Source organism: Kitasatospora sp. NPDC002965 (assembly GCF_040611255.1).
Taxonomy (GTDB): Bacteria; Actinomycetota; Actinomycetes; order Streptomycetales; family Streptomycetaceae; genus Kitasatospora.
Map to the genome: position 1 here is coordinate 1 of NZ_JBEXNT010000137.1, position 7,408 is coordinate 7,408.

General features: G+C 71.7%; 8 protein-coding genes. 4 read left to right on the forward strand and 4 right to left on the reverse strand.

Annotated features, from left to right (window positions below; genetic code table 11):
* The coding region (locus ABZY91_RS34820) for a hypothetical protein (protein ID WP_355407377.1) at positions 1–338 on the reverse strand (338 nt) is incomplete at its 3' end.
* Between ABZY91_RS34820 and ABZY91_RS34825 the strand changes: the two genes are divergently transcribed.
* The 3 genes from ABZY91_RS34825 to ABZY91_RS34835 all read left to right on the forward strand — a co-directional run bounded on the left by ABZY91_RS34825 (position 294) and on the right by ABZY91_RS34835 (position 2,998).
* Positions 294–497, forward strand: coding sequence for a hypothetical protein (locus tag ABZY91_RS34825; protein WP_355407371.1), 204 nt, complete (start codon positions 294–296; stop codon positions 495–497). The genes ABZY91_RS34820 and ABZY91_RS34825 overlap by 45 nt on opposite strands.
* Positions 498–628: 131 nt before the next feature.
* A complete protein-coding gene (locus tag ABZY91_RS34830) occupies positions 629–1,333 on the forward strand; it encodes a hypothetical protein (RefSeq protein WP_355407330.1) in 705 nt (234 codons plus the stop codon).
* A 441-nt stretch (positions 1,334–1,774) separates the two neighbouring features.
* Complete coding sequence (locus ABZY91_RS34835; protein WP_355407332.1) at positions 1,775–2,998, forward strand: sensor histidine kinase; 1,224 nt, start codon at positions 1,775–1,777, stop codon at positions 2,996–2,998.
* A 178-nt stretch (positions 2,999–3,176) separates the two neighbouring features.
* Here ABZY91_RS34835 and ABZY91_RS34840 read toward each other — a convergent pair whose 3' ends face one another.
* Positions 3,177–4,274 carry a serine hydrolase domain-containing protein gene (locus tag ABZY91_RS34840; protein ID WP_355407373.1) on the reverse strand — a complete coding sequence of 366 codons (1,098 nt, stop codon included), beginning with the start codon at positions 4,272–4,274 and terminating at the stop codon, positions 3,177–3,179.
* Between the two features lie 370 nt (positions 4,275–4,644).
* Entirely contained in the window at positions 4,645–5,076 is a 432-nt protein-coding gene (locus tag ABZY91_RS34845) for a PPOX class F420-dependent oxidoreductase (RefSeq protein WP_329883472.1), read from the reverse strand.
* A 167-nt stretch (positions 5,077–5,243) separates the two neighbouring features.
* On the opposite strand from ABZY91_RS34845, the gene ABZY91_RS34850 reads away from it, so the two are divergent.
* Positions 5,244–5,642 (forward strand): MerR family transcriptional regulator, encoded by a 399-nt coding sequence (locus ABZY91_RS34850; protein WP_355407375.1) that lies wholly within the window; start codon positions 5,244–5,246, stop codon positions 5,640–5,642.
* A gap of 18 nt (positions 5,643–5,660) precedes the next feature.
* Here the strand turns inward: ABZY91_RS34850 and ABZY91_RS34855 are convergent, their stop codons facing one another.
* Complete coding sequence (locus ABZY91_RS34855; RefSeq protein ID WP_355407334.1) at positions 5,661–7,298, reverse strand: amidohydrolase; 1,638 nt, start codon at positions 7,296–7,298, stop codon at positions 5,661–5,663.
* Between the last annotated feature and the right edge of the window lie 110 nt (positions 7,299–7,408).

Sequence of the window (7,408 nt, forward strand, 5' to 3'; positions counted from 1 at the left end):
CCCACACCGCCCACCAACGCGTCCACAACCTCACCGTCAGCGACCTCCACACCTACTACGTCCTCGCAGGCACCACCCCCGTCCTCGTCCACAACATCAGTCCGGCGCAGTGTCAGCTCGGCGTGCAGGAAATGGACCACGTTACGTCGGGAGTCCTCGACATCCAGGTGGATGTTGTCCCGTTCGCGAGCGGTGGTCGCGGTTCGGGTGGATTCGTTGACGATATGGGTGATCGGGTACCCGGAATGACGTCGTCGAACTACCATCATGTCGAGATGCAGGCCGCTGCCTATATGCGCCGAAATAAGATTGGAAATGGAGTACTTTACATAAATCACCCCGATGGAATTTGTCAGTTCTGTAATGGATTGGCATATTCGCGCCCCGGGGGAGCTCTCGCCAAGCCCATTGAGGATGCCCTTCCCAAGGATGCACTGATGTGGGTATATGATCAGAGTGGAAAATTCCTCGGTAGATTCAAGGGGAATTCTCGCTAGGCACGGCCGGAGCGTTTCGGCAGGGTGCAGCGAGCACCCTGCCGAAACTGCGCTCGACAGAAGGGGGGCGCCCGGCGAACCGACTCCAGGGTCGCCGGCCAGGTCGAACCCTTGGCGTATACTCAGACCTTGTGGATGAACTCCTTACAATAGATCCAGACAGCGTCGGACGATTCCTTCGGCGCTGGTACGGGACCGTGGAGGGCGTGGGCGACCTTCACCTCGGGGCCAGTCCCCACTTGCCTAGCCAGCTACTTGAGTGGCACGCGATGGCGGCTCAGATCGGAAGCCCTGTCACATTCCAAGATCATCCCGTTTCGCTTCGAGATCTTGCACCGGATTCGCGCGGAATGCTCAAGTTCTGGGTGGAAAGCCAGAACGGCCACTTCTGGGCCATCAATCTCGACGACGACACGCTTCAGGTCTTCTCCAGGGAGGATGGAAGAGTCGAATGGGCGGGAACGGGTGAGACTCTGAGTCATTTTCTACTGCATTGCACTGTCCGGGAAGCGATCATCGGAAGCTCGTCCAAGTTCACCGTCTTTGTCAATTCTTCAGAAATCAACGAGGCCATGGACTCGTTTGAACGGCTGAAGTTTGAAGCACTGGCCAGCGAAGAGCCTCAGGTCAAGCTGTGGTGTAACGAGGATTCACTAGTCCGCATGGCGCCTCCGCCGACGGGGTATGCGGAACCCGGGGAGCAGCTGTGGATGCTGACCTTTGCGACGCCGTCTGACTCAAGCATCGAGCGGTACGCATCTCGGTTCGGACTTGAGGGCATGACCACCGCCGAACCTGCTTGCTCGGAGATTCCGTACGAGCCGCCGCCGTTCTAGATGCACCAGAGTATTTCTTGATATGCAGCTGTTGAACTATGAAGGTCCCGCCAGGATCAATTCTGGCGGGACCTTTCGATCATTCTGACGTCACCGGGCGAGGACCAAGATCCCACCTTCCGGCGGATCGTCGCCAACGTCGCGTCCACCAGACTTGGTGCCTGAGTTGCGCAGCGCGTGACCGAGGAGGTCGATGGCGTCGCGCTTTAAGGCGGAGTCGGACGTGGACGTAGACAGTAGCGGTCACGCCGATGTGGGCGTGACCCGGGCGGGAGTGGGGGACCGGGGTGGGGGGTGGGGTGGACCGGGGGCCCGGGTGGGAATGGCACCTGGGGGCTGCGGGAGCGGCTCGGGCCGGTGGGAGGATGGCGCCGACGACGACGGTCGCCACGCACTCGGTGAAGGCCCGGGGGGCGCCGTCCGCAGGGAAGGCCGCACCACATGGCGACGTACCGACCGACCGTTCCGCTCCCCCGGGGCGAGGACGGCCCGCTCTGGACGCGCAACGACGCGCTGCTCGCCGTCGGGGCGACCTCGATGGACCTGCTCGGCTACGCGCTCGGCGCCGCCGAGGGCCTGCCCGTCACCCCCCTGGGGCTGCTGCTCGCCGTCGTCGCGGGCCTCCCCCTGCTCGGCCACCGTCGCCGCCCGACCGTCGTGCTGGTCTGTGTCCTGGCCGTCAGCCTGCTGCAGAGCCTGACCGCGCCGATGGCGCACCACTTCAACAGCACCGTCGCGGTCGCCCTGTTCCAGGCCACCCGCGTCGGGCGTGCCTCCGTGACGGTGCCCGGCGCCCTAGCCGCGATCGTCATCCCGCTGGTCGGCCTGGGGCGGACGATGCCCCCGCCGATCATGGACATCGGTGGTGTCTCGGTCGCGGTCGCCCTGGTCGTCGGCTCGGCCCTCGCGGTCGGCCGCTGGCAGCGCGAGATGGCGATCAAGCGGACCCTGCTGGCGGACCGCGCGGTGGCGGACGAGCGCCGTCGCATCGCGCGGGAGCTGCACGACATCGTGGCGCACCACATCACCACCATGCAGCTGATGGCCGGCGGCGCCCGGGCCAACCTCGGCCGCGACACCGAGGTCGTGCGCGAGGCCCTCGTCTCGCTGGAGGGCTCCGGACGGATGGCCCTGCGCGAGATGCGCCAACTGCTCGACGTCCTGCGCGCCGGGGACGAGCCCGAGGAGGCCACCGGCTCCCCCGCCGCCCCGCAGCCCGGGATCGCCGACCTGCGGCGGCTCGTCGAGGACTCGGAGCGCGCGGGCCTGCCCGCCGAGCTGGCCGTGCAGGGCGAGGAGCGCCCGCTGCCGCCGAGCGTCGCCCTGACGGTGTACCGGATCGTGCAGGAGTCGCTGACCAACGCCCGCAAGCACGCGGGCCCGGCGCGGGCCCGTGTCCGACTGACGTACCACCCGGACCGGGTGAGCGTCGAGGTGCGGGACAACGGAGCGGGGGTCCCGGTCGGTGCCGGGGTCGGTGCGGGGGTCTCGCTCGGTGCGGGCGAGCCGGCGGGGGCGAGGGGGTCGGACGGCTACCGCAGCGGGTACGGGCTGACCGGCATGCGCGAGCGCGTCGCCCTGCACGGCGGCAGCCTGACGGCCGGCGGCCTCGACGGCGGCGGGTTCCGGGTGGCGGCCGGTCTGCCGCTTCCGCCGCTCGACTGAGCCGGGAGGCGCGGGCCTCGGGCAAAGACCGGGCCCGGGGCAAAGGCCGGGCCTCGGGCAAAGGCCGGGCCTCGGGCAGAGACCGGGCCCCGGGCAAAGGCCGGGCCTCGGGCAGAGACCGGGCCCGGGGCAAAGGCCGGGCCCGGGGGCGGCGTCGCCCCCGGGCCCGGCGGGTGTGTCAGCGGCACAGGGCGGAGTCCACCAGGGCGTCCGCGTGCTGGTCGACCACGTGGGTCGGGAGGACGGTCACCGCGATGCTGACGGCCCGGCCGTCCTCGGTCACACCGCCCCCCGTCCGGTAGCCCGGGATCGTCCCGCCGTGGCCCCAGGCCACGCCGCCGCAGGACAGCGGCGTGCTGATCAGGCCCAGCCCGTAGCCGACGCCCGCGCCGACCTCGGGGGCCGGCACCGTGGTCCGCATCTGGGCCAGCAGCTCGGGCTTGAGGAGCCGGCCGCCGATCAGCCCGCTGAAGAACCGGTTGAGGTCGCCGGGGGTGGAGACCATCGCGCCCGCGGCCCACCCCCAGGAGGGGTCCAGCTCGGTGTAGTCGCGCAGCGGCCCGTCCTCGGTCGCCCGGGCGTAGCCCTTGGGGTGGGGCTCGTGGATGGTCCGGTCCCCCGGGGCGGGGAAGTAGGTGTGGCGCAGCCCGAGACGGTCGACGACGCGTCGGTTGATCTCCTCGCCGAGGGGCCGGCCGGTGATCTTCTGGATGATCAGGCCGGCCAGCAGGTAGTTGGTGTTGTTGTACTCCCACTTCGTGCCCGGCGCGAAGTGGGCCTTCTGGGCGAGGGCCCGGTCGAGCAGCTCGCGGGGCTCGGAGTAGTAGTCCTTGTGCGAGAGGGCGAAGTCGCGGTCCACGTACTCGGGGAGGCCGCTGGTGTGCTGGAGCAGCTGACGGACGGTGATGTTCCGCCCGTCCAAGCCGTCGCCGCGTACCAGGCCCGGCAGGTAGGTGTCGACGAACGCGTCGAGCTCGACCTTGCCCTCGCCGACCAGTTGGAGCACGACCACGGCGGTGAAGGTCTTGGTGTTGCTGCCTATCCGCACCTGCCCGTCGACGGGCACCTTCGTGCGGGTGGCGAGGTCGCCGACGCCGGCGGTGTAGTTGCGGGTGCGCCCGTCGCGGCCCTTGACCGCCGCCAGTACGCCCGGCACGCCGTCCTCGCGCACCAGGCGGTCCAGGCCCTTCTGGACGGTGTCCGGCCGGGCGGCGGCCGTGACGTTCTCGGGGGTGGCCGTCGGGGACGGGGACGTCGCGAACGCCGGCTGGACCAGCGCGCCCGCCGTCACGGCCGCAACGGCCACGGCGACCGCCGCCGCCGTCCTGCGGCGACCGCCCGGACGCTGCCGGAGGGAACTGGACCGGTGCGCTGCATGCTCGTTCACGGAAGGGACTCCTGTGGTGAGGGGCTCTCCGGGGGATTCCCCGGCCGGTCTCCAGAGGACCATGCGGCGCCCCACCGATTCGTCCACGCCCAGAACGACCCCGACACCGGGAGCCGGGTCCGGGCCGCCCCTTTCCCGGGACCGTGCTCCCGGTCCCGCAGTCCGTCCGGCGCGGCCTGCGGGCGGTCTACGGTACGGACTTCGGGACGGACTGGGGGCGGTTCCCGGGGCGGTCGTGCCCCGGGAACCGCCCGTGCCGTCAGCGCAGTGCGGCGCCGTAGACGTGCTCGACCTTCATCACCATCAGCACCCGCCGGTCGGCGACCATCACCGCCCGGTACTCGTCCCAGTCCGGGTGCTCGCCGGAGGCCCGGCGGTAGTAGTCGACCAGTGCCTCCGCCTCGGGCCCGTGCGGATCGCTCCCCGGCCCGGTGAGTGTCACCGTCCCCTCGGCGGTGGCCCAGGCCATGCCGTCCGCCCTGGTCACCTCCAGTGCGGCGCGCGGATCCCGGCGCAGGTTGGCCGTCTTGGCGCGTCCCTCCGTCATCGACACGTACAGCAGCTCCGCCTCCCGGTCGTAGAAGGGCATCACGGGCGACAGCTGCGGGCGTCCGTCGGACTTGACGGTCGCCAGCACGCCGAGCCTGCTCACCGCGAGCAGGGCGCGCGGGTCGAACGGTGCCGCCGTCATGCCCGGCCCCCGTTCCGGGCCGGGCCGGTCGTCCCGGTCGTCCCGGCGTGTGCGGTGTGGCGGGTGCGTTCGGGGTGGTGGGTGCGCCCGGAGTACTCGGCGTGCTCGATGGTCATGGCAGAATCGTGGACCTTCATACCGGTGTGAAGGTCAAGGGGGAAACGCAGGTGCTGATCGGGGAGTTGAGCCGGCGGACCGGGGTCCACGCCCACCAGCTGCGCTACTACGAGGCGCAGGGCATGCTGCGGCCCGGCCGCGGGCCCAACGGCTACCGCGAGTACGCGGAGGCCGACGTGCTGACCGTCACCCAGATCAGACGGCTGCTCGCCGCCGGGCTGTCCTCGCAGGACATCGCGTACCTGCTGCCCTGCGCCGTGGGCGCCGTCCCCGACTTCGAGCCGTGCCCCGAGCTGCTGGACACCCTGCGTGCGCGTCTGCGCGGGCTGGACGACCACATCGACACCCTCACCCGCTCCCGCCAGGCGCTCCGCGCCTACGTGGAGGCCACGGAGCGCCAGGTGTCGGGGCGCGAGCGGGGCGGCGACCGCCGGTCCGCCGCCGCGTGAGGCCGGGCGGCCTGACGGTCAGTCGGCCGCGTGGACCAGCGTTCCGCCGACGTACGTCCGCAGGACCCGGGCCCGGGCGATCTCCTCGGCCGGGGCCGTGAAGACGTCCCGGTCGAGGACCACCAGGTCGGCGAGGTTGCCGGCCCGCAGGGTGCCCGCGTCGTCGAGGCCGTTCACGTGGGCCGCGCCGGCCGTGTAGGCGGCGATCGCGGAGGCGAGGTCGAGCCGCTGCTCGGGGAGGAAGACCCGGCCGTCGGTCGCCTCCGGCTCCATCCGGTTGACGGCCACGTGGATCCCTGCGATCGGGTCCGGGCTGCTCACCGGCCAGTCGCTGCCCGCCGCGAGGGTGGCCCCGGCCCGCTGCAGCGCGCCGAACGGGTACTGCCAGGCGGCGCGTTCGGGGCCGAGGAACGGGATGGTCAGCTCGTCCATCTGCGGTTCGTGGGCGGCCCAGAGCGGCTGGATGTTGGCGATCGCGCCGACCCGCGCGAAGCGGGGCAGGTCGTCCGGGTGGACGACCTGGAGGTGGGCGAGGTGGTGCCGGGTGCCCCGCCACCCGTTGGCGGCGCGGGCGGCCTCGACGGCGTCGAGCGCCTCGCGCACCGCGCGGTCGCCGAGTGCGTGGAAGTGCACCTGGAAGTCGTGGGCGTCCAGTTCGGTGACGTAGGAGCGCAGCGCGACGGGATCGACGAAGCTCAGACCGCTGTTGCCGGTGGCGCAGCCGCAGCCGTCGAAGTAGGGGCTGGTCATGGCGGCGGTGAAGTTCTCCGCGATGCCGTCCTGCATGATCTTGACGGCGGGGGCGCGGAACCGCCCCCGGGTCAGTTCCTCGCGGTGGGCGACGAGCCCGGGGATCTGCTCGGCGCCCCGGTCGCGTTCCCACCAGAGCGCGCCGGTGACCCGCGCGGTCAGCGAGCCGTCACGGGCGGCGGTGAGGTAGGCGTCGGACGGGTCGGGCTGGCCGTTGAAAGCGCCGAGCAGCGCGTCCTGCCAGCCGGTGATGCCGAGGGAGTGCAGCAGCCGCTGCGCCCGCAGCAGGCCGGCCAGCCGGTCGGCGGCGGTCTGGGCCGGGACGAGGCGGGCGACCAGCCCGGTGGCGCCCTCCTGGAGGACGCCGGTCGGGGTGCCGTCGGCGTCGCGCTCGATCCGGCCGTCGGCCGGGTCCGGCGAGTTCCGGTCGAGGCCGGCCAGTTCGAGCGCCCGGCTGTTGACCCAGGCGCCGTGGTGGTCCCGGTTGAGCAGGTACACCGGGCGGTCGGGGACGACGGAGTCGAGGAGCCGCCGGTCGGGCAGGCCGCCCTCGAAGCTCTCCAGGGACCAGCCGCTGCCGGTGATCCAGGGCCGGTCGGGGTGGGCGTCGGCGTACTCGCGCACCCTGCGCAGGTACTCCTCGACGCCCAGGGTGCCGGTCAGGTCGCAGTCGGCGAGCTCCTGGCCGCCGTGGACGGCGTGGATGTGCGCGTCCTGGAACCCGGGGAGCAGCAGTCGGCCGGTCAGGTCGACCACCTCCGTCCCCGGTCCGACCAGCTCCCGCACCTCGTCGTGGCCGACGGCCGTGATGCGCTCGCCGGTGACGGCGAGGCTGGTCGCACGGGTGCGGGCCGGGTCCCCGGTGTGGACGGGGCCGTGGGTGAAGAGCAGATCGGCCTTGGTCATGGGTGGTGCTCCAAGTCGGTGTCGTGACAGGTCGGGGGGGTTGCCCGGCCGGGGGTGGGGCGGGGGGGGGGCGCGGGCGGGGGGGGGCGGGGCGCCCCGCGGGGGCCGGG

Coding starts and splice junctions, on each gene's coding strand:
- ABZY91_RS34825 (WP_355407371.1), top strand. CDS start 294: ATGCGCCGAAATAAGATTGGAAATGGAGTACTTTACATAAATCACCCC.
- ABZY91_RS34845 (WP_329883472.1), bottom strand. CDS start 5,076: ATGACGGCGGCACCGTTCGACCCGCGCGCCCTGCTCGCGGTGAGCAGG.
- ABZY91_RS34835 (WP_355407332.1), top strand. CDS start 1,775: ATGGCGACGTACCGACCGACCGTTCCGCTCCCCCGGGGCGAGGACGGC.
- ABZY91_RS34855 (WP_355407334.1), bottom strand. CDS start 7,298: ATGACCAAGGCCGATCTGCTCTTCACCCACGGCCCCGTCCACACCGGG.